The following is an 18,534-nucleotide window of genomic DNA, read 5'->3' as shown; positions in this document are numbered from 1 at the left end:
GCCGCGGGGGAGGCAGGGGCGGGGCGTAGGGGAGTGCCCCTGCCTCCCCCGGGACGGGCCGGCGGCGCCGGGAAGCCGACGGCCCGGGTCCGTCAGTCCACCGTGACCTGGAGCTCCTTCACACCGTTGATCCAGGCCGAGCGCAGACGGCGCGGATCGCCGGCCGGCCTGAGGCCCGGCATGGCGTCGGCGATCGCGTTGAAGATGAGGTCGATCTCCAGCACCGCGAGGGACTTGCCCAGGCAGTAGTGCGGGCCTCCGCCGCCGAAGCCGAGGTGCGGGTTGGGGTCGCGGCCGATGTCGAAGGTGTCCGGGTCGTCGAAGACCTCGGGGTCGTGGTTGGCGGAGGAGTAGAAGAGGCCGACCCGGTCGCCCTTCCTGATCTGCTTGACGCCCAGTTCGGTGTCCTGGGTGGCGGTGCGCTGGAAGGAGACCACTGGGGTCGCCCAGCGGACGATCTCCTCGGCGGCGGTGGACGGGCGCTCCCGCTTGTACAGGTCCCACTGCTGTGGATGGGTGAGGAAGGCGTGCATGCCGTGTGTGATGGCGTTGCGGGTCGTCTCGTTGCCGGCGACCGACAGCATCAGCACGAAGAACCCGAACTCGTCGTACGTCAGATTGCCCTCGCCCTCGGCGGCCACCAGCGTGGTGACGATGTCCTTGGCCGGGCACTGTTTGCGGTCGGCGGCCATGTTCATGGCGTAGGCGATGATCTCCGTGGCCGCCTCGGCACCGACCTCCTTGGTGATCGCGTACTCCGGGTCGTCGTAGGCGATCATCTTGTTCGACCAGTCGAAGATCTTGGACCGGTCGTCCTGGGGGACGCCGATCAGCTCGGCTATGGCCTGGAGGGGGAGCTCGCAGGCGACCTGGGTGACGAAGTCGAACGGGCCCCGTTGTGCGACAGCGCCCTGGACGATGGCCTGCGCACGGGCGCGCAGTCTGTCCTCCAGCGCGCGGATGGCCCGCGGGGTGAAGCCGCGCTGGACGATCTGGCGGACCCGGGTGTGCTCGGGCGGGTCCATGTTCAGCATGATCAGCCGCTGGGCGTCGATCGCGGCGCGCTCGATGTCCTCGTTGAACCGGATGATCGCGGTGTTGAGGGACGAGGAGAAGATCTCCGGGTGCGTGGAGACGTACTTGACGTCCGCGTGCCGGGTCACGGCCCAGTACCCCTCGTCCTGGAAGCCGGCGGCATTGCCCGCCTGGGGTATCCAGCGCACGGGTTCGGCCCGGCGCAGCTCGGCGAACTCCGGCAGGGGCACTCGGTGGTGCAGCAGATCGGGGTCGGTGAAGTCGAACCCGTCGGGCAGCGCGGGACAGGGCATGGCGACCCCCAGCATTCTGACGGTCCATCAGGAATTGCCGTGAAGGTAGTAACGGGTTCTATAAGTCGCAAGGGGTGCGGCCACCCCAATTGCGTGCGGGATTCGTGCAGATCACGACTTCTGAGGCTGCAAGACCCTTGCGGCCTCGGGTCCGGTGTCAGCAGACTGCACGCAGAACTAGAACGCGTACTAGTTCTGCGTGGCGGGTGGGCCGGGACGCCCGCGCCGCGCGGGTGACCGAGGAGAGGACGAACCCCCCATGGCCGCGGAGCCCGTGATCGTCGAAGCCGTACGCACCCCCATCGGCAGGCGCGGAGGCGCGCTCGCCAATCTGCACCCCGCCTATCTTCTGGGCGAGACCTACCGCGAACTCCTCGGCCGCACCGGCATTCACGCCGACTGCGTCGAGCAGATCGTCGGCGGCACCGTGACACACGCCGGCGAGCAGTCCATGAACCCCGCGCGCACGGCGTGGCTGACCATGGGCCTGCCCTACGAGACCGCCGCCACGACCGTGGACTGCCAGTGCGGCTCCTCGCAGCAGGCCTCGCACATGGTGGCCAACATGGTCGCGGCGGGCGTCATCGACGTCGGGATCAGTTGCGGCGTGGAGGCCATGTCGCGGGTGCCGCTGGGCTCCGGGTCCAAGCACGGCCCCGGCAAGCCCTTTCCCGACGAGTGGAACGTGGATCTGCCGAACCAGTTCGAGGCGGCGGAGCGGATCGCCCGGCACCGCGGACTCACCCGGGAGAACATCGACTCGCTCGGGCTCATCTCGCAGGAGCGGGCCGCGATCGCCTGGTCGGAGGAGCGGTTCAAGCGCGAGACGTTCGCCGTGCAGGTGCCCACCACCGAGGAGGAGCAGCAGGCCGGCCAGGGCATGTGGCGGCTGGTCGACCGGGACGAGGGGCTGCGCGACACGTCGATGGAGGCGTTGGCGAGGCTCAAGCCGATCATGCCGACGGCGGTGCACACGGCGGGCAACTCGTCGCAGATCTCGGACGGCGCTGCGGCGATCATGTGGGCGTCGAAGCGGATGGCCCGGGCGCTGAAACTGCGCCCTCGGGCGCGGATCGTGGCCCAGGCGCTGGTGGGCGCGGACCCGCATTTCCACCTGGACGGGCCGATCGACGCGACGAAGGCCGTACTCGGGAAGGCCGGGATGTCGCTGAAGGACATCGACCTGGTCGAGATCAACGAGGCGTTCGCGTCGGTGGTGCTCAGCTGGGCGCAGGTCTTCGAGCAGGACCTGGAGAAGGTGAACGTGAACGGCGGCGCCATCGCGCTGGGGCACCCGGTGGGCGCGACCGGTGCCCGGCTGATCACCACGGCGCTCCATGAACTGGAGCGCAGCGACAAGGAGTTCGCGCTGATCACGATGTGTGCGGGCGGCGGACTGGCCACCGGCACGATCATCCAGCGGTTGTAGACGCCGTAGTCGGTCGGTGACCGTGTTCACCGCTGCGGCGGAGCGACTCGCGCGCAAACGCCGAAGGCGGCGGCCCCGGTTCGGGGACCGCCGCCTGCGCAGCAGCGAGAGCTCGGCTCGATCAGTACCAGTGGTGGGTCGACCAGAAGTTCCAGGCGGCGGCCGGGCTGCCGTAGCGGGAGTTCATGTAGTCGAGGCCCCACTTGATCTGAGTGGCCGGGTTGGTCTTCCAGTCGGTACCGGCGGACGCCATCTTGGAGCCCGGCAGGGCCTGGACCAGGCCGTAGGCGCCGGAGGAGGCGTTGGTGGCGTGGACGTTCCAGCCGCTCTCGTGGGAGACGATCTTGTTGAACGCTTCGTACTGCGTGGCGTCCGGAATCATCTGACGCGCGATCGCCTGGGCGTTGGTGGCCGTAGAAGGAGTGGCGGCCTGAGCGGGCGCCGATGCCAGTGCCATGCCGGCGGCGGCAGCCGCGACGGCGGCGGTGGCGATGGCCTTCTTCGGGGTGGCGATGCGGCGGATGAAGGAGACGGACACGTGGCACCTTTCGGTCGGGTACAGGGAGTCGCGGCATGCCCGAACCACGCGGGGCGTGGTGAGGGTGTGCATCGGTGCCGCGGCCCGTGTGGGCTCGTCGGCGCCCGGCGACGTCATCCAGAGAAGCAGGCCGAAGGAATGTCTGCAATGACCCCATTTACTAGTGGTGGTCGCATCAGCGGCTCGGGCCGGTTGTGTGATCTGGCTCTCAATTCCCAGGTCAGCGCCTGAATTGTCGCGTACATGACTTCCGATTCCGGCTACGGCCCGAGGCCGTAGGTGACGCCGCTCACGTGGGGCTCGTCACGGTTTGTGTCACCGAAGGTCGAGGCAGCGATACGCAGCGCAGACATACGGTGTGACCCGCGCCGCAGCCGGAGGGGCGGTCGTTGTGACCCAGGTCGCAGCCCAGGGGTGGTGAGGATGCCCGTGAAGGGCCCCGGATGTGACCGGCGCCGCATGCACGGGAGTTGAGATGTGACCGGGGTCGCACCCGTGGAGGGCGGGAGCGTGACCCGGGGCGTACCCGCGGAGAGCGGAGCGTGACCGAGGGGGCGGGCTATGCGTCTTCGAAGGCGACCGGGCTCTCGAAAGCCGCGCGCCGGGTCGCCCTGCGCAGCGCCTTGAGCACGGCCGGGCCGAGGGCGAACGTCAGGACGACCGTGACGACGGCGCGGCCGAGGTCCCAGCCCAGGGAGGTGGCCAGGCAGTACGCGAGGAAACGGGCGAGGTTGGCGGCGAGAGCGGCGTGCGGGTCGTAGGCGATGCTCGAGGCGAGGGCCCCCATATAAGGCCAGCCGGCCAGGTTCATCACCGTGCCGTAGGCGAACGCGGCCAGGAATCCGTACCCGGCGAGCATCGCCACCTCGGCGCGCCCCCGCATCCGGCCGGGGCCCGGAAGCAGGCCCGCGCCCAGCGTGAACCAGCCCATGGCCAGCATCTGGAACGGCAGCCAGGGGCCGACCCCGCCCGTCAGCAGCGCCGACGCGAACATGGTCACGTTGCCGAGGACGAACCCGAACCCCGGCCCGAGCACCCGCCCGCTCAGCACCATCAGGAAGAACATCGGCTCGATACCGGCGGTTCCGGCGCCGATCGGCCGCAGGGCCGCGCCGGTCGCGGCGAGCACCCCCAGCATGGCCACGGCCTTCGGACCGAGCCCCGACTCGGAGATCGTCGCCGCCACGACAGCGACCAGCAGCACGAGCAGCCCGGCGAACAGCCAGGGTGCGTCCTGGGCGTGCGCCGCGAGGCCCGAGCCGGGATCGGTGAACAGGGGCCACGTGAACCCCACGACGCCCACCGCGCTCACAAGGGCCAGCGCGGCGACGGAACGGGGGCCGAGGCGGACGGGGCGGATCCGGGAGGTCGCGAACGGACGGGACCGGGACGGCGCGGTCCCCTCCGGCAGCCGGGAGGTCATGACGACAGGGCCTCCTTGACCTGGGCCACGGTGAGCCACCGCTGCGGGGCCAGGATCTTGGTCACCTGGGGCGCGAACGACGGGGACCCCACGACCACCTCGGCGGCGGGGCCATCGGCGACGACCTCGCCCTCGGCCAGGATCACCACGCGGTGGGCGAGTTCCGCGGCCAGCTCCACATCATGGGTGGCCAGCACGATGGCGTGCCCCTCGGCGGCCAGTTCCCGCAGCAGGGCGACCAGACGGGCCTTCGCCGCGTAGTCGAGGCCCCGCGTCGGCTCGTCCAGGAGCAGCAGCGGGGGTCTCGCCGTGAGCACGACGGCCAGCGCGAGCGCCAGGCGCTGCCCCTCCGAGAGGTCCCTCGGATGCGTGTCGTCCGCGACGCCAGGCAGCAGTTCGGACACCAGGGCCCGGCAGGTGCCGGGGGTGGCACCCGCGTCCTGGTCCGCGGCAGCGCACTCGGCGGCGACCGTGTCCGCGTACAGCAGGTCCCGCGGCTCCTGCGGTACGAGGCCCACGCGCCGTACGAGGTCGCGCGGCGCGGTGCGGTGCGGCACGGCGCCGCCGGCCCGTACCGAGCCGTGGGCCGGTTCGACCAGCCCGACGAGCGCGGCCAGCAGCGTGGACTTGCCGGCGCCGTTGCGCCCCATGAGGGCCACGGTCTCCCCGGCGGTGACGGTGAGGTCGACATGGCGCAGGGCCTGGACGCGTCCGCGGCGGACCGCGAGCGCCGTCACGGCCGCCGGGGGTTCCGGCGCCGCCACGGCCGGGGCGGTACGCCGGCGCAGCAGACGGCGTGGTGCGGGGATACCGGGGCCGGGCCCGGACACCGGGCGCGGCCCCGGGCCGTCCACCGGTGCGCTTCCCGCGAGGCGGTCACGCAGGGCGCCCGCGCGGCGGCGGGCGTCGCGGACCGTCAGCGGCAGGGGCGACCAGCCGGCCAGGCGGCCGAGGTCCACCACCGGCGGGTACACCGGTGAGACGGCCATGATCTCCGCGGGGGTGCCGAGGACCGGGCGGGCACCGGGGCCCGGGAGCAGGACCACGCTGTCGGCGTACTGGACGACCCGTTCCAGCCGGTGCTCCGCCAGCAGGACCGTGGTGCCCAGGTCGTGGACGAGCCGTTGCAGGACGGCGAGGACCTCCTCGGCCGCCGCCGGGTCCAGCGCGGACGTCGGCTCGTCGAGCACCAGGACCTTGGGGTGCGGGGTGAGCACCGAGCCGATCGCCACGCGCTGCTGCTGCCCGCCGGAGAGGGCGGTGATCGGCCGGTCCCTCAGCTCGGCGAGACCGAGCAGGTCCAGGGTCTCCTCGACGCGGCGCCGCATGACGTCCGGCGGCAGCCCCAGCGACTCCATGCCGTAGGCGAGTTCGTCCTCCACGGTGTCGGTCACGAAGTGGGACAGCGGATCCTGTCCCACCGTGCCCACCACGTCGGCGAGTTCGCGGGGTTTGTGGGTACGGGTGTCGCGTCCGGCCACGGTGACCCGGCCGCGCAGGGTGCCGCCCGTGAAATGCGGTACCAGCCCGCTCACCGCGCCGAGCACCGTCGACTTGCCGACCCCGGACGGACCCACGAGCAGCGCCAGTTCGCCCTCGGGGATCTCGAAGTCGACACCCCGCACGGCGGGTTCGGCCGCACCGTCGTAGGTCACGGAGACATCCTCGAAGCGGATCACGTGGACTCCTGGGCGGCGGGGGTGACGAACGCGGGCAGCAGACCGAGCAGCACGGCCGCGGCAGGCAGCAGGGGCAGCGCGGGAGCGGTCAGCGGTACGACACCGGGGTTCAGGGCGGCGGGATCCCGGGCGGCGGCGACGGCCAGCAGCGCCGCCGCCGCGATCCCGGAACCGGCGACCAGCCAGGCCCGTACGCCCCACTCGTCGGGTTGGTATCGCGTGCGCGGCGAGCGGCGGCCGCCGAGACGCAGCCCGGCGAGGGCGGCGGCCAGGCCGGTAAGGAGCAGCGGCAGACCGTAGGTGGCCCCTTCCGCCGTCAGCAGTCCGTACGTGCCCGCGCAGACACCGAGCAGACCGCCGAGGGAGAGAGCCGCGGTGGTGCGCCGCACGGCGGGCGGGACATCGGCGGTGCGGCCGAAGCCGCGTGCGTCCATCGCCGCGGCCAGGGCCACCGAGCGTTCCAGCGCGCCCTCCAGGACCGGCAGCCCGACCTGGAGCAGACCGCGCAGGCCCCGGTCGGGCCGGCCGCGCAGGCGGCGCGCCGCGCGCAGGCGCCGCACGTCGGCGACGAGGTGCGGAGCGAAGGTGAGCGCGACGACCACCGCCACGCCGGCCTCGTACAGGGCACCCGGCAGGGCCTTGAGGAGCCTGGCCGGGTTGGCGAGAGCGTTCGCCGCACCGACGCAGACGAGCAGCGTCGCCAGTTTCAGGCCGTCGTAGAACGCGAAGACGAGGCCCTCGGCGGTGACCCGGCCGCCGATGCGGATGCCCTGGGCCCAGTGCGGGAGCGGGACTTCGGGCAGGGTCACAAGGGTGTGGCTGCCCGGAATGGGCGAGCCGAGGACCACGGCGAAGACGAGCCGGATGGCGAGGACGGCGAGGGCGAGCCTGGCGAAGGCGGAGTACGAGCGGGACCAGGGGTCCGAGGTCCGGCGGGCCGCGACGACGTAGGAGGACACGGCGACGAGCAGGGCGAGCACGAGGGGGTTGGTGGTGCGGGTGGCCGCGACGGCGAGCCCCAGGGACCACAGCCACCAGGCGCCCGGGTGGACGGCCCGCCGGCCGCCGCGCGGCGGGGGCGCCATCGTCAGCCCCTGCGGCGGCGGGCCTGCCACAGCGCCGCCCCGCCCAGCGCGGCCACGGCGGCGGCGCCCGCGAGGACGCCCACCGACGGGCCGTGGTCCGGCTCGCTCTTCGAGGGCGCCGGGTCCGACTTCGCCGCGACCTGCTCGCCGCAACCCTTGTGCGGGTAGCCCGCGATGGCGCACAGCAGGGCGTTCGTGTCGTAGCGGAGGGGCTTGGCGACCGCCGCCAGCGCGTCCGCCGTCGTCGCGTCCCCGGGGATGCGGGCGCAGGCGGTGCGAGCGGGGGGCGGGGTCTCGCCCGACGAGGCGTCCGACGCTGTGCCGAAGTCGATGACCAGTGCCACCCGCTTCTGGCCGGCCCGCGCGGGCGTCCTCCCGCAGATGGCGTCGAAGTCCGCCGTGCCGCGCGGCTTCGTGGCGTCCCCGGAGTCCTCGCTGACGGCGAACCGGAAGCCCTGGACGTCACCGTCGGCCGGGCGGGCGGTCGACGGACCCTGGGTGGCATACGTCCAATGGCCGTCGCCGCGCTCCCAGAAGGACCAGTAGCGGTAGCCGACGGCCTCGGCCTGGCCGGCGGCGCTCAGCAGCAGGAGCAGAGGAGCCAGGAGCAGGGCGCACACACGGCGGATCACGGCCGCCTCCCGCCCCGGGAGGTGTACAGGATGCCCCCGGCGGTCAGAGCGAGGAGGCAGGCGCCGACGATCCACGCGACGCGCAGGGGGCCGTCGCCCTCGTCGGCCGTTGCCGAGGTCCCGGAGTCGTCCGAAGAGGACGCGTCCGCGTCGGGCACGGACTTGGGGGCCGGTCCGGTCGCGTCCATGAGCTGGACCAGGTCCTGGCCGCCGAAGTCGCGCGGGTCGAAGCCCTCCGCGTTCGCGGCGAGGATCAGCTGGGCGTACGCGGCCGGTCCGGTCTGCTTCGCCCACTGCGCGTAGTGGGCCTCCAGCCAGCGCAGCGGACGGGCGGCCTGCTCGCCCTGGCCCACGGTGGCGAGTGCGACGACCGCGTCCGCGGTGTTGCCGTAGTCGGGCTGCGGCTTGGCGCCGGGCAGGGTCTGTGTGAGGTGCTGGTCCTTGGCCAGGGCCTTGAGGAGGTACGCGGCGCCGTTCCGGGCGGCCTGCCCGGGGTCGGTGGCGTCCTTGCAGGTCAGGGTCGCGCCGTCGGGCTTCACACCGTCCCCGGCCAGCCCCTTGCCGAGCGCGCCGGCCACGGCTGCCGCCGTCGCGTCCGCGTTGGCCGCCAACGTGCCCTTCTTGTCCGGCTGGTAGGCGAAGGCGCCCGCCCCGTCGCCGGTGCAGGGGAGCGCGAGCTTCAGCAGGGCGTCGTACGGGGACTTGCCGCCCTTGCGGACCTCCTGCGGCTTCTCACCCGTGGCGGCGAGGGCGCCGATGACGACGGCCGTGGAGTTGGCGTCGCTCGCGCCGCCCGGGGAGTAGCCCCAGCCGCCGTCCGCGTTCTGCACGGACTTCAGCCAGGTGACGGCCTTGCCGGTGGTGGCGTCGTGCCGGCCGAGCGCGGCGAGGGCCTGGACGGCGGCGCCCGTGCTGTTGGTGTCGACCATGAGCTTGGCGTCACAGGGCTTGGCGGGGGCCGGACGGAACGCCGCGAACGCACCGTTTGCGCACTGCTGCCCGGTCAGCCAGCCCACCGCCGAACTCGCCGGTTCGGCACCCACGGTGTGCTGGGCGAGAAGCGTCAGCGACTGGCGCCACACGCCGTCGTAGGTCGGGTCCGCGCTGCCGTACAGGCCGTCGGGTATCGCCGGGGTCGGCGACGCGGACGGGGACGGGCCGGCGGCGACGGCGGGCGCGGCGAGCCCGATCACGGCCGCTGCTGCCAGAGCCGCGGTGCTGCGGCGGAGGTTCATGTGCCACTCCCTGCGAGGAGCCGGGCAGCACGGAACACTCCGGGCGGCTCGGCTCCGTAGACCTCGACGGTGCCGTACACCGGCGGGCCGCCGGTGCGCGTGAGCCGGTCACGAACCGTGCGGGGCAATCCGGCTCGCCACGTGCGTGGCTCACGGCTGCGGGTCAGCGCCGGATTTCCACCGGCTTCCCCCCGTACGAGTGTGAGAACGACCCGGCCACTCTACCCGCCGGTACAGGCACCCTTGAGAGGCCCCTGTGAGCCGGTCCGTCCGGGCGGCGGTGACGGGCACGGCCGCTAGCCGGGCAGACGGGGTGTCGGGCCGCCGAAAGCGAGGAAGAGGGTGCGGCCGGAGAGCAGCCAGGTGTCGTGCATCTTCTTGAACTCGTCCTCGTAGTGGCCGACTTGCGTCGGCGGACCCGCCGGGACCATGCCGCCCTGGTGGCCGTCGACGCGGTACGTCGTGAAGTACGACCTCGCGACGGCCGTGTCCGGGGACGTCACCGTGACCAGGACGTTGGACATGAGCCGGCGCGAGAGCCGGTCGGCGGGGCGCCCGGCGAAGTACTTCCGCAGCGCCTCCCGGCCCCGCACCAGTCTCTCGCCCGCCGGCCACCGCCAGCTGCCGTCCTCCGTGAACAACTCGGCCACCGACGCGGGCTCGCCGAGGTCGAGGCGGTGGACGAAGTCGAGGACGAGGCGCTCGCAGGCGCGTTCGGCGAGGAGCTGCTCCACGGGATCCATACCGTTTGGTACCAGCGTGGGAAGGCCGGATGCGAGGTCTTTTACACGGCCACGTACGTCACGGGGTCGGTTCCGGGCACCGCCTCCGCGCGGCCCGTCTTCACCAGGCGGCGCACATGGGCCTCGGCCTCCGAGACCGCTATGTTCCGCGAGCCGTACGGGATCTCGTCCCAGGGGCGGTTCCACTCCATGCGCTCGGCGAGCTGCCAGGGGGTCAGCGGGGTGCCGAGCAGGGCCAGCAGGCCGGTCAGCCGGTCCTGGTGGTGGGCCAGCAACTCCCCGACGCGGGCGGAGGCGTCGGTGAACATGTGCTGGTGGGCCGGGAGCACCTCGGCGGGGCCGAGGCGGCCGACGCGCTCCAGGGAGTCCAGGTAGTCGCCAAGAGGGTCGGTCACGGTGGTGTCGTCCGGGTCCTCGTACAGGCCGATGTGCGGGGTGATCTCCGGGAGCAGGTGGTCGCCGGAGAAGAGGCGGCCCTGGCCCGGGAGCCCGGCGGGGTGCTCCTCCTCGAGGTGGAGGCACACATGGCCGGGTGTGTGTCCGGGGGTCCAGATCGCGCGCAGCCGGCGGCCGGCGAGGTCGAGGAGCTCACCGGGGACGATCTCGCGGTCGGGGAGCGCGGGGGAGAATCCGGGCAGGCTGCCCCGGCCGCGCGCGGCGCGCAACGGTGCCAGGTGGTCCTCGGGCGCGCCGGCCGCCGCCAGTTTGGCGGCCATGTAGGAGAACCACTGCTCGGGGCGGGTCTCGCGGGTCCGGCGCACGATCGCGGCGTCCGCCGCGTGCATCGCGACCCAGGCCCCGGACGTCTCGCGGACCTTGCCGGACAGGCCGTGGTGGTCCGGGTGGTGGTGGGTGACGACGACCCCATGGATCTCCGTGGCCGATGTGCCGCACGCGGTCAGCCCCTCGGCGAGGGTGTCCCACGAGTCCGGGTCGTCCCAGCCGGTGTCGACCAGCACCGGGCCGCGGTCGGTGTCGACGACGTACACCAGCGTGTGGCCGAGGGGATTGTCGGGGATCGGGACCCTGATCGACCGTACGCCCCCGCCGTGATCGGCCGTCTCAGCCATGGCTCCCCAATCGCCGTCTTCGGGCCACTATAACTAGAACGTGTTTCGAAGGTAGCCCGGGTCATCTTCCATGTGCGTCCCGGCCGTGGACTCCGTCGGCCGGACCTGGTATCAGTGGCGATATCTGATGGATCGTCAGAGGCGTCCCGGGGAGGCAGTCGGCCATGACCGAGCTCGTGGAACACGGACAGCTGTTCATCGGCGGGGAGTTGACCGACCCCCTGGGCAAGGACGTCATCGAGGTGGTCTCGCCGCACACGGAAGAGGTCATCGGCCGGGTGCCGCACGCCTCGCGCGAGGACGTCGACCGGGCGGTGGCCGTGGCGCGCCGGGCCTTCGACGAGGGCCCCTGGCCGCGGACGACGCTCGGCGAGCGGATCGAGGTGGTCGGCCGGATCAAGGACGCGATCGCGGCACGGTACGAGGAGATCGCCCGCGTGATCTCCTCCCAGAACGGCTCGCCGTACTCCTGGAGCGTCCTCGCTCAGGCGCTGGGCGCGATGATGGTGTGGGACGCGGCGATCACGGTCGCACGGGACTTCACCCACGAGGAGCCGCGCGACGGCGTCCTCGGGAAGATTCTCGTGCGGCGCGAGCCGGTCGGGGTCGTGGCGGCCGTCGTGCCCTGGAACGTGCCGCAGTTCGTGGCCGCCGCCAAGCTCGCCCCCGCCCTGCTCAGCGGCTGCACGGTGATCCTGAAGCCGTCCCCCGAGTCGCCGCTGGACGCGTACGTCCTCGGCGAGATCGCATGCGAGGCGGGGCTGCCGGAGGGCGTGCTGTCGATCCTGCCCGCCGACCGCGAGGTCAGCGAGTACCTGGTCGGGCACCCCGGTGTGGACAAGGTGTCGTTCACCGGTTCGGTCACGGCGGGCAGGCGCGTCATGGAGGTGGCCTCGCGCAACCTGACGCGCGTGACCCTGGAACTGGGCGGCAAGTCGGCGGCCGTGGTGCTGCCGGACGCGGACCTCTCCACGGCGGTGCAGGGGATCGTGCCGGCCGCCTGGATGAACAACGGCCAGGCCTGTGTGGCCCAGACCCGCATCCTCCTACCGCGCTCGCGCTACGACGAGTTCGCCGACGCCTTCGCCGCCGCGGCGAGTGCCCTCGTGGTCGGGGACCCGCTGGACGCGGCCACCCAGGTCGGTCCGCTGGTCGCCGGGCGCCAGCAGCAGCGCAGCCTCGACTACATCCGCATCGGCCAGGAGGAGGGCGCCAAGATCCTCACCGGCGGCGGCCGGCCACCGGGCCTGGACCGCGGCTGGTACGTGGAGCCGACCCTTTTCGGCGACGTCGACAACTCCATGCGGATCGCCAGGGAGGAGATCTTCGGGCCCGTCATCTGCCTGCTCCCGTACGGCGACGAGAGCGAGGCCGTGAGGATCGCCAACGACTCCGACTACGGGCTGAGCGGCAGCGTGTGGACGGCGGACGTCGAGCACGGCATCGAGGTCGCCCGCCGGGTGCGTACCGGCACGTACTCGGTGAACACCTTCAGCCTCGACATGCTCGGCCCCTTCGGCGGCTACAAGAACTCGGGTCTCGGGCGCGAGTTCGGGCCCGAGGGGTACGGCGAGTTCCTGGAGCACAAGATGATCCACCTGCCGGCCGGGTACGGGGAGGCGTAGCGCATGGGAGACCGCTGGCACATCGAGGTCGACCGCGCCGTCTGCATCGGCTCCGCGCAGTGCGTCCACCGCGCACCCGGCGCCTTCAGCCTCGACTCGGCCCGGCAGTCCCACCCCGTCCACCCGGACGCCGACGCGGGCGAGCAGGTGCTGGACGCGGCGGAGAACTGCCCGGTGGAGGCGATCGCGATCACGCTGGTGGGAAGCGGGGAGCCGGTGTTCCCGCCGGAGGACTAGCCGGTCCGGGACACCGCCCGAATCGTCCGAAAAATGTGGTCAGAGGGGGTTCCATCCCGGTATGACGATGCTATTCTGAAAGTCGCCTACGGGGCGAGTGAGGAATCTCGACCGGAAGATGCCGACTTTGGCGTGAGACTTCGGTTTCCGCCGGGGCCGACAACGGTCGGCCGAGAGACCTGAAGATCAATAGATCGCAAGATCCAGAGATCGGAAGGTTGAAAGACTCGGAAGGTCGAGAGATCTGAAGGTCGTCCAAGCCCGTCTCGTAGGTCTTTTTTGTGCCCGAGCGGCCCCTTCGCCGCGCCGGCGGCCCTAGCCCCGCTCGCCGGGACCCGTCAGGTCGATCAGCCGGCACACCGTCTCTATGTCGATCCTGACCTGGGCGATGGAGGCGCGGCCGGAGAGCCAGGTGATCAGGGCCGAGTGCCAGGTGTGCTCGATCACGCGGACCGCTGAGAGCTGCTCCGGTGTCGGGTCCTCGAGGCCCATCGCGTCCAGGATGATCGCCGTCGTCTGGCGGGAGACCTGGTCCACCTCGGGGGAGACGCTGCGGTCCGCGAAGGTCAGGGCGCGCACCATGGCGTCGGCCAGATGCGGCTCGCGCTGCAGCGCGCGAAAGGCGCGCATCAGGGTTTCCGCCACCCGATCGGCCGCACCCTCCCCGGCCGGCGGCTTCTTCCTGAGGGTGCCGTGCATGTGCTCCAGCTGGTCCTGCATGGTGGCGACCAGGAGGTGCACCTTCGAGGGGAAGTAGCGGTAGAGCGTGCCCAGGGCCACCTGCGAGGACTCCGCCACCTCACGCATCTGCACCGCGTCGAAACCGCCCCGGCTGGCGAGCTGCGCGCTCGCGTGCAGAATCCTGCGACGGCGCGCCTCCTGCCGCTCGGTGAGCGGAGGTGAGGCCGGCTGCGCCGCCGGTCGCGCGGTACTGGCTGGCACCTTGGCTTCCGCAGGCATGGGTCCCGTTCCGTGACAGTCGGTGAGGGCGGGTGATCAAACAGCATGGCAGGGTGTCGGGCCGTGGCGCGAATCACCTGATCCCCCTCTCACAGCGGCCCTACCTGCCGGTAGATTCGGAGGCTCTACGATCAAGTCTGTAACTTGTTCTAGATTACCGTCCCGGCGTAGTCTCGCGGGAAATGGCAGAACGAAGGGGCCGAGAGTGACCGCTGATGCCAGGGAGGCGGGTCCCCAGGAGGGCTCGGCCGCAGACGGGGACCGCCCGTTGCGCATCGCGCTCCTCACCTACAAGGGAAACCCGTTCTGCGGCGGTCAGGGTGTCTACGTACGGCACCTCTCGCGCGAGCTCACCCGGCTCGGCCACCGGGTCGAGGTGATCGGTGCGCAGCCGTACCCCGTGCTCGACGAGGGGGAGGACCTTCGGGGCCTGTCCCTCACCGAACTGCCCAGCCTCGACTTGTATCGCCAGCCCGACCCCTTTCGCACCCCGAAGCGGGACGAGTACCGGGACTGGATCGACGCCCTCGAAGTGGCGACGATGTGGACCGGCGGCTTCCCGGAGCCGCTGACCTTCTCCCTGCGCGCCGGCCGTCATCTGCGGGCCAGGCGCGGTGACTTCGACGTCGTGCACGACAACCAGACGCTCGGGTACGGGCTGTTGGGCGACCTGGGCGCGCCGCTGGTGACCACCGTCCACCACCCCATCACCGTGGACCGCCGGTTGGAGCTGGACGCGGCCAAGGGCTGGGTGCGGCAGGCGTCCGTACGGCGCTGGTACGCGTTCACCCGCATGCAGAAGCGCGTCGCCCGCCGGCTGCCCACGATCCTCACCGTCTCCGGCACCTCCCGCCAGGAGATCGTGGACCATCTCGGCGTCGCCCGCGACCGTGTCCACGTCGTGCACATCGGCGCCGACACCGACCTGTTCTCGCCGGACCCCTCGGTGCCGCAGGTGCCCGGCCGGATCGTGACGACGTCCAGCGCGGACGTGCCGCTCAAGGGTCTCGTCTTCCTGATCGAGGCGCTCGCCAAGGTGCGGACCGAGCACCCCGGGGCGCATCTGGTGGTGGTCGGCAAGCGCGCCGAGGACGGTCCGGTCGCGCGGGCGATCGAGCGGTACGGGCTCGAGGGCGCCGTCGAGTTCGTGAAGGGCATCTCGGACGCGGAACTGGTCGACCTGGTCCGGTCGGCCGAGGTGGCGTGCGTGCCGTCGCTGTACGAGGGCTTCTCACTGCCGGCCGCCGAGGCGATGGCCACGGGCACGCCGCTGGTGGCGACGACCGGAGGCGCCATACCGGAGGTCGCGGGACCGGACGGCGAGACATGCCTGGCGGTACCGCCGGGCGACGCGGGGGCGCTGGCCGCCGGTCTGAGCCGGCTGCTCGGGGACCCGGAGCTGAGGGTACGGCTCGGCGCGGCCGGCCGGGAGCGGGTACTGCGCCGCTTCACCTGGGCGCGCGCCGCCGAGGGAACCGTGGCCCGGTACCGCGAGGCGATCGCCGGCTCCGCGGCCCCCGGTACCGGCCGTCCCGCAGCGCACCGCGACCGCTCCGTGCCCGCGGTGACGGTCGCCGCCGAAAAACCAGCCGAAGAACTCGTCGTACCCAATCGCGAAAGCAGGGCCACGTGCTGACCGTCGACTTCTCCCGGTTCCCGCTCGCCCCGGGCGACCGCGTTCTGGACCTCGGCTGCGGTGCCGGACGGCACGCCTTCGAGTGCTACCGGCGCGGCGCCCAGGTCGTGGCTCTGGACCGCAACGGCGAGGAGATCCGCGAGGTCGCCAAGTGGTTCGCGGCGATGAAGGAGGCGGGCGAGGCCCCGGAGGGCGCCACCGCGACCGCCATGGAGGGCGACGCCCTCGCGCTCCCCTTCCCCGACGAGTCCTTCGACGTCGTGATCATCTCCGAGGTGATGGAGCACATCCCGGACGACAAGGGCGTGCTCGCCGAGATGGTCCGGGTGCTCAAGCCGGGCGGCCGCATCGCGATCACCGTCCCGCGCTACGGCCCCGAGAAGGTCTGCTGGGCCCTGTCCGACGCCTACCACGAGGTCGAGGGCGGCCACATCCGTATCTACAAGGCCGACGAACTCCTCGGCAAGATCCGGGAGGCGGGCCTGCGGCCGTACGGCACGCATCACGCGCACGCGCTGCATTCGCCGTACTGGTGGCTGAAGTGCGCGTTCGGCGTCGACAACGACAAGGCGCTGCCGGTGCGCGCGTACCACAAGCTGCTGGTCTGGGACATCATGAAGAAGCCGTTCGCCACCCGGGTCGCCGAACAGGCGCTGAACCCGGTGATCGGCAAGAGCTTCGTGGCCTACGCGACCAAGCCCCACCTGCCCCGCCTCTCCGAGGCGGACGCCGCGTGACCACGCCCCGGACAGAACACCTCGTCCTGCCCGGGGTCCTCACCGCCGACGAGGCCGCCGCGACCGTCCGCGGACTCCTCGCCGTGCAGCGGGAGGACGGCGCCGTGCCCTGGTTCCGCGGCCACCACCTCGATCCGTGGGACCACGTCGAGGCGGCCATGGCGTTGGACGCGGCGGGAGAGCACGCGGCGGCCGAGCGGGCGTACGACTGGATGGCCCGGCACCAGAACGAGGACGGCTCCTGGTACGCGGCGTACGCCGACGGGGACCCGCTGGACGTCACGGACCGCGGTCGTGAGACGAACTTCGTCGCGTACGTGGCGGTCGGAGTGTGGCACCACTACCTGGCCACCGGCGACGACACGTTCCTGGACCGGCTGTGGCCGACGGTGTACGGGGCCATGGAGTTCGTGCTCCGCCTCCAGCAGCCCGGCGGGCAGATCGGCTGGAAGCGCGAGGACGACGGCACGGACGTCTCGGACGCCCTGCTGACGGGCTGCTCCTCTATCCACCACGCCCTGCGCTGTGCCCTCGCGATCGCCGAACAGCGCGAAGAGGCCCAGCCGGACTGGGAGTTGGCGGTGGGCGCGCTGCGCCACGCGATACGCCGGCACCCGGAGCGGTTCCTCGACAAGGACCGCTACTCGATGGACTGGTACTACCCCGTCCTGGGCGGCGCGCTGACCGGCCCGGAGGCGAAGGAACGCATCGAGACCGACTGGGACCGCTTCGTGGTGCCCGGCCTCGGCGTGCGCTGTGTCGTCCCCAACCCGTGGGTGACCGGCGGCGAGTCGGCCGAACTCGCCCTGGCCCTGTGGGCGATGGGCGAGTCCGACCGAGCGCTGGAGATCCTCCAGTCGATCCAGCACCTGCGCGATCCGCAGACGGGCCTGTACTGGACGGGTTACGTCTTCGAGGACCGGACTGTCTGGCCGCGGGAACTCACCACGTGGACGGCGGGTTCGCTGCTTCTCGCCGTGGCCGCGCTCGGCGGCGACGAGCCGACGTGCGCGGTCTTCGGCGGTGAACGGCTGCCGCGCGGCCTGGACCCGGACTGCTGCGCCTAGGAAGGCCCTCGGCGGCTCAGTGCCGGTGCATCCGGTGGGCGATGGCGTGGCCCACGAAGAGATAGACCACGGCGGCCAGGCCGTAGCCGGCGACCACCCGTGCCCAGGCCTCGTCGAAGGTGAACAGGTCGTGCGACCAGCCCGCAAGCCAGTTCGCCGCGTCGTGGACGAACTGCACCAGGTCGTTGGTGCGGTTGGCGTCCAGTACGTACATCAGGATCCACAGGCCCAGGATGAAGGCCATGACGTCGGCGACGATCGCGATGACCGTGCCGGCCTGGTTCGCACCGTTGCGATATCGAGGGGACATATCCATCGGGTTGCCCGTCCTCCCTCGATGAAACCAGCGCGGGTGCCATGACTCCCTTGTGGGACAAGGGAGTCACCCGAACGGACCCGTCCGAACGGCGCGGTGCGGCCAGGCGGGCGAGCCTGTCGGTGGAGCCGTGGTCTCCCGGCTTCGGCAGACCTCCCGTTCCCTGTCCAAGGCCCGGAGGATCCCGTGCCCGCACCGATACGCCCTCTAGCCGTGGTGCTCGCCCTTTCTTCCGTCCTGTTCGGCGCCGTCGCCTGCGGCAGGGGCGGTACCGCGGAGAAGGCCGCCTCATACATAGCGGTTGCCACACCGTCCCCGAGCACCCCGGGGGAGCGGCAGAAGTTCGCCAGGTCCCGGCTGGTGACGAACGCGGGGCTCGCGGCCGGCGCCACGTCCCGGTGGATCGCCGAGCCGTCGAAGGCAGGGGCGTTCAAGGCGGGCGACAGAAGGCGGGCGGCGGCACTCGCCCAGGCGGAACTGGCGGGCACCTACGCCTACAACCGGCTCAAGGCGGCTCTGCGCAACGCCCAGGGCGACCCGGCGCTGACCAAGGCCCTCGCCCCGCTCGCCCCGCGCATCGAGGCGCTGAAGGCTCTGCCGCCCCGGCTCCGCAAGGGGGACGAGGCAGCGGCGCGCACCTTCGCCGATGTCGTCCGTCAGGTGAGGAGCGCGGTGAAGAGTGCGGGTATCCCGGTCAGCAGCCAGGTCCCGACGGCCAGACAGCTCGCGACGGGCTGACGCACACGCCGCGAGCACCAGGGGCGCCGCCGCGCAGCGTCGCGGGGCGGTGCCCC

General features: G+C 72.0%; 18 protein-coding genes and 1 riboswitch. Of the genes, 7 read left to right on the top strand and 11 right to left on the bottom strand.

Annotation, left to right across the window (positions count from 1 at the left end; all coding sequences use genetic code 11):
- Nucleotides 1-92 precede the first annotated feature (92 nt).
- Nucleotides 93-1,328, bottom strand: a complete 1,236-nt coding sequence (locus tag ACWDA7_RS00945; protein WP_450602156.1) for a cytochrome P450 — start codon at nucleotides 1,326-1,328, stop codon at nucleotides 93-95.
- A 259-nt stretch (nucleotides 1,329-1,587) separates the two neighbouring features.
- On the opposite strand from ACWDA7_RS00945, the gene ACWDA7_RS00940 reads away from it, so the two are divergent.
- Nucleotides 1,588-2,757, top strand: coding sequence for a steroid 3-ketoacyl-CoA thiolase (locus ACWDA7_RS00940; protein ID WP_450602078.1), 1,170 nt, complete (start codon nucleotides 1,588-1,590; stop codon nucleotides 2,755-2,757).
- Between the two features lie 121 nt (nucleotides 2,758-2,878).
- Here the strand turns inward: ACWDA7_RS00940 and ACWDA7_RS00935 are convergent, their stop codons facing one another.
- The 8 genes from ACWDA7_RS00935 to ACWDA7_RS00900 form a co-directional block, all read right to left on the bottom strand.
- Nucleotides 2,879-3,295, bottom strand: a complete 417-nt coding sequence (locus ACWDA7_RS00935) for an aggregation-promoting factor C-terminal-like domain-containing protein (protein WP_450602077.1) — start codon at nucleotides 3,293-3,295, stop codon at nucleotides 2,879-2,881.
- Between the two features lie 559 nt (nucleotides 3,296-3,854).
- Nucleotides 3,855-4,718, bottom strand: a complete 864-nt coding sequence (locus tag ACWDA7_RS00930; RefSeq protein WP_450602076.1) for an ECF transporter S component — start codon at nucleotides 4,716-4,718, stop codon at nucleotides 3,855-3,857.
- The gene (locus tag ACWDA7_RS00925) at nucleotides 4,715-6,397 is read right to left on the bottom strand and encodes an ABC transporter ATP-binding protein (RefSeq protein ID WP_450602075.1); all 1,683 of its coding nucleotides are present in this window, start codon (nucleotides 6,395-6,397) and stop codon (nucleotides 4,715-4,717) included. The genes ACWDA7_RS00930 and ACWDA7_RS00925 overlap by 4 nt, the downstream gene beginning before the upstream one ends.
- Nucleotides 6,394-7,482 carry an energy-coupling factor transporter transmembrane component T gene (locus ACWDA7_RS00920; protein ID WP_450602074.1) on the bottom strand — a complete coding sequence of 363 codons (1,089 nt, stop codon included), beginning with the start codon at nucleotides 7,480-7,482 and terminating at the stop codon, nucleotides 6,394-6,396. The genes ACWDA7_RS00925 and ACWDA7_RS00920 overlap by 4 nt, the downstream gene beginning before the upstream one ends.
- Before the next feature lie 2 nt (nucleotides 7,483-7,484).
- Nucleotides 7,485-8,114 carry an SCO2322 family protein gene (locus tag ACWDA7_RS00915; RefSeq protein WP_450602073.1) on the bottom strand — a complete coding sequence of 210 codons (630 nt, stop codon included), beginning with the start codon at nucleotides 8,112-8,114 and terminating at the stop codon, nucleotides 7,485-7,487.
- Nucleotides 8,111-9,349, bottom strand: coding sequence for a prenyltransferase/squalene oxidase repeat-containing protein (locus ACWDA7_RS00910; protein WP_450602072.1), 1,239 nt, complete (start codon nucleotides 9,347-9,349; stop codon nucleotides 8,111-8,113). Before ACWDA7_RS00910 ends, ACWDA7_RS00915 begins: the two co-directional genes overlap by 4 nt.
- A gap of 122 nt (nucleotides 9,350-9,471) precedes the next feature.
- Nucleotides 9,472-9,540, bottom strand: a riboswitch (cobalamin riboswitch).
- Between the two features lie 105 nt (nucleotides 9,541-9,645).
- Nucleotides 9,646-10,092 (bottom strand): nuclear transport factor 2 family protein, encoded by a 447-nt coding sequence (locus tag ACWDA7_RS00905; protein ID WP_450602071.1) that lies wholly within the window; start codon nucleotides 10,090-10,092, stop codon nucleotides 9,646-9,648.
- A 41-nt stretch (nucleotides 10,093-10,133) separates the two neighbouring features.
- A complete protein-coding gene (locus ACWDA7_RS00900; protein ID WP_450602070.1) occupies nucleotides 10,134-11,162 on the bottom strand; it encodes an MBL fold metallo-hydrolase in 1,029 nt (342 codons plus the stop codon).
- A 164-nt stretch (nucleotides 11,163-11,326) separates the two neighbouring features.
- On the opposite strand from ACWDA7_RS00900, the gene ACWDA7_RS00895 reads away from it, so the two are divergent.
- Entirely contained in the window at nucleotides 11,327-12,787 is a 1,461-nt protein-coding gene (locus ACWDA7_RS00895; protein ID WP_450602069.1) for an aldehyde dehydrogenase, read from the top strand.
- Between the two features lie 3 nt (nucleotides 12,788-12,790).
- On the top strand, nucleotides 12,791-13,024 hold the full coding sequence (locus ACWDA7_RS00890) for a ferredoxin (RefSeq protein ID WP_360988811.1): 234 nt from the start codon (nucleotides 12,791-12,793) through the stop codon (nucleotides 13,022-13,024).
- A gap of 315 nt (nucleotides 13,025-13,339) precedes the next feature.
- On the opposite strand, the gene ACWDA7_RS00885 is transcribed toward ACWDA7_RS00890, so the two are convergent.
- Nucleotides 13,340-13,984 (bottom strand): TetR family transcriptional regulator, encoded by a 645-nt coding sequence (locus tag ACWDA7_RS00885; RefSeq protein WP_450602068.1) that lies wholly within the window; start codon nucleotides 13,982-13,984, stop codon nucleotides 13,340-13,342.
- A 205-nt stretch (nucleotides 13,985-14,189) separates the two neighbouring features.
- Here ACWDA7_RS00885 and ACWDA7_RS00880 point away from each other — a divergent pair, with 205 nt between their 5' ends.
- From ACWDA7_RS00880 to ACWDA7_RS00870, 3 genes are read left to right on the top strand one after another with little or no spacing between them, the layout of a single operon-like run.
- Complete coding sequence (locus tag ACWDA7_RS00880; protein WP_450602067.1) at nucleotides 14,190-15,620, top strand: glycosyltransferase family 4 protein; 1,431 nt, start codon at nucleotides 14,190-14,192, stop codon at nucleotides 15,618-15,620.
- The gene (locus tag ACWDA7_RS00875; protein WP_360988818.1) at nucleotides 15,614-16,357 is read left to right on the top strand and encodes a class I SAM-dependent methyltransferase; all 744 of its coding nucleotides are present in this window, start codon (nucleotides 15,614-15,616) and stop codon (nucleotides 16,355-16,357) included. Before ACWDA7_RS00880 ends, ACWDA7_RS00875 begins: the two co-directional genes overlap by 7 nt.
- Nucleotides 16,354-17,424, top strand: coding sequence for a prenyltransferase (locus tag ACWDA7_RS00870; protein ID WP_450602066.1), 1,071 nt, complete (start codon nucleotides 16,354-16,356; stop codon nucleotides 17,422-17,424). Before ACWDA7_RS00875 ends, ACWDA7_RS00870 begins: the two co-directional genes overlap by 4 nt.
- Before the next feature lie 16 nt (nucleotides 17,425-17,440).
- Here ACWDA7_RS00870 and ACWDA7_RS00865 read toward each other — a convergent pair whose 3' ends face one another.
- Nucleotides 17,441-17,734 carry a hypothetical protein gene (locus ACWDA7_RS00865; RefSeq protein ID WP_450602155.1) on the bottom strand — a complete coding sequence of 98 codons (294 nt, stop codon included), beginning with the start codon at nucleotides 17,732-17,734 and terminating at the stop codon, nucleotides 17,441-17,443.
- 192 nt (nucleotides 17,735-17,926) lie between these two features.
- On the opposite strand from ACWDA7_RS00865, the gene ACWDA7_RS00860 reads away from it, so the two are divergent.
- Nucleotides 17,927-18,478 carry a hypothetical protein gene (locus tag ACWDA7_RS00860; RefSeq protein WP_450602065.1) on the top strand — a complete coding sequence of 184 codons (552 nt, stop codon included), beginning with the start codon at nucleotides 17,927-17,929 and terminating at the stop codon, nucleotides 18,476-18,478.
- Nucleotides 18,479-18,534 lie beyond the last annotated feature (56 nt).

This window comes from Streptomyces sp. NPDC001156, assembly GCF_053598275.1.
Note: the sequence above shows the minus strand (reverse complement) of the source record. Positions and strands in the feature narration are given on the sequence as shown.

Coding starts and splice junctions, on each gene's coding strand:
- ACWDA7_RS00945 (WP_450602156.1), bottom strand. CDS start 1,328: ATGCCCTGTCCCGCGCTGCCCGACGGGTTCGACTTCACCGACCCCGAT.
- ACWDA7_RS00940 (WP_450602078.1), top strand. CDS start 1,588: ATGGCCGCGGAGCCCGTGATCGTCGAAGCCGTACGCACCCCCATCGGC.
- ACWDA7_RS00930 (WP_450602076.1), bottom strand. CDS start 4,718: ATGACCTCCCGGCTGCCGGAGGGGACCGCGCCGTCCCGGTCCCGTCCG.
- ACWDA7_RS00920 (WP_450602074.1), bottom strand. CDS start 7,482: ATGGCGCCCCCGCCGCGCGGCGGCCGGCGGGCCGTCCACCCGGGCGCC.
- ACWDA7_RS00910 (WP_450602072.1), bottom strand. CDS start 9,349: ATGAACCTCCGCCGCAGCACCGCGGCTCTGGCAGCAGCGGCCGTGATC.
- ACWDA7_RS00905 (WP_450602071.1), bottom strand. CDS start 10,092: ATGGATCCCGTGGAGCAGCTCCTCGCCGAACGCGCCTGCGAGCGCCTC.
- ACWDA7_RS00900 (WP_450602070.1), bottom strand. CDS start 11,162: ATGGCTGAGACGGCCGATCACGGCGGGGGCGTACGGTCGATCAGGGTC.
- ACWDA7_RS00895 (WP_450602069.1), top strand. CDS start 11,327: ATGACCGAGCTCGTGGAACACGGACAGCTGTTCATCGGCGGGGAGTTG.
- ACWDA7_RS00890 (WP_360988811.1), top strand. CDS start 12,791: ATGGGAGACCGCTGGCACATCGAGGTCGACCGCGCCGTCTGCATCGGC.
- ACWDA7_RS00885 (WP_450602068.1), bottom strand. CDS start 13,984: ATGCCTGCGGAAGCCAAGGTGCCAGCCAGTACCGCGCGACCGGCGGCG.
- ACWDA7_RS00865 (WP_450602155.1), bottom strand. CDS start 17,734: ATGTCCCCTCGATATCGCAACGGTGCGAACCAGGCCGGCACGGTCATC.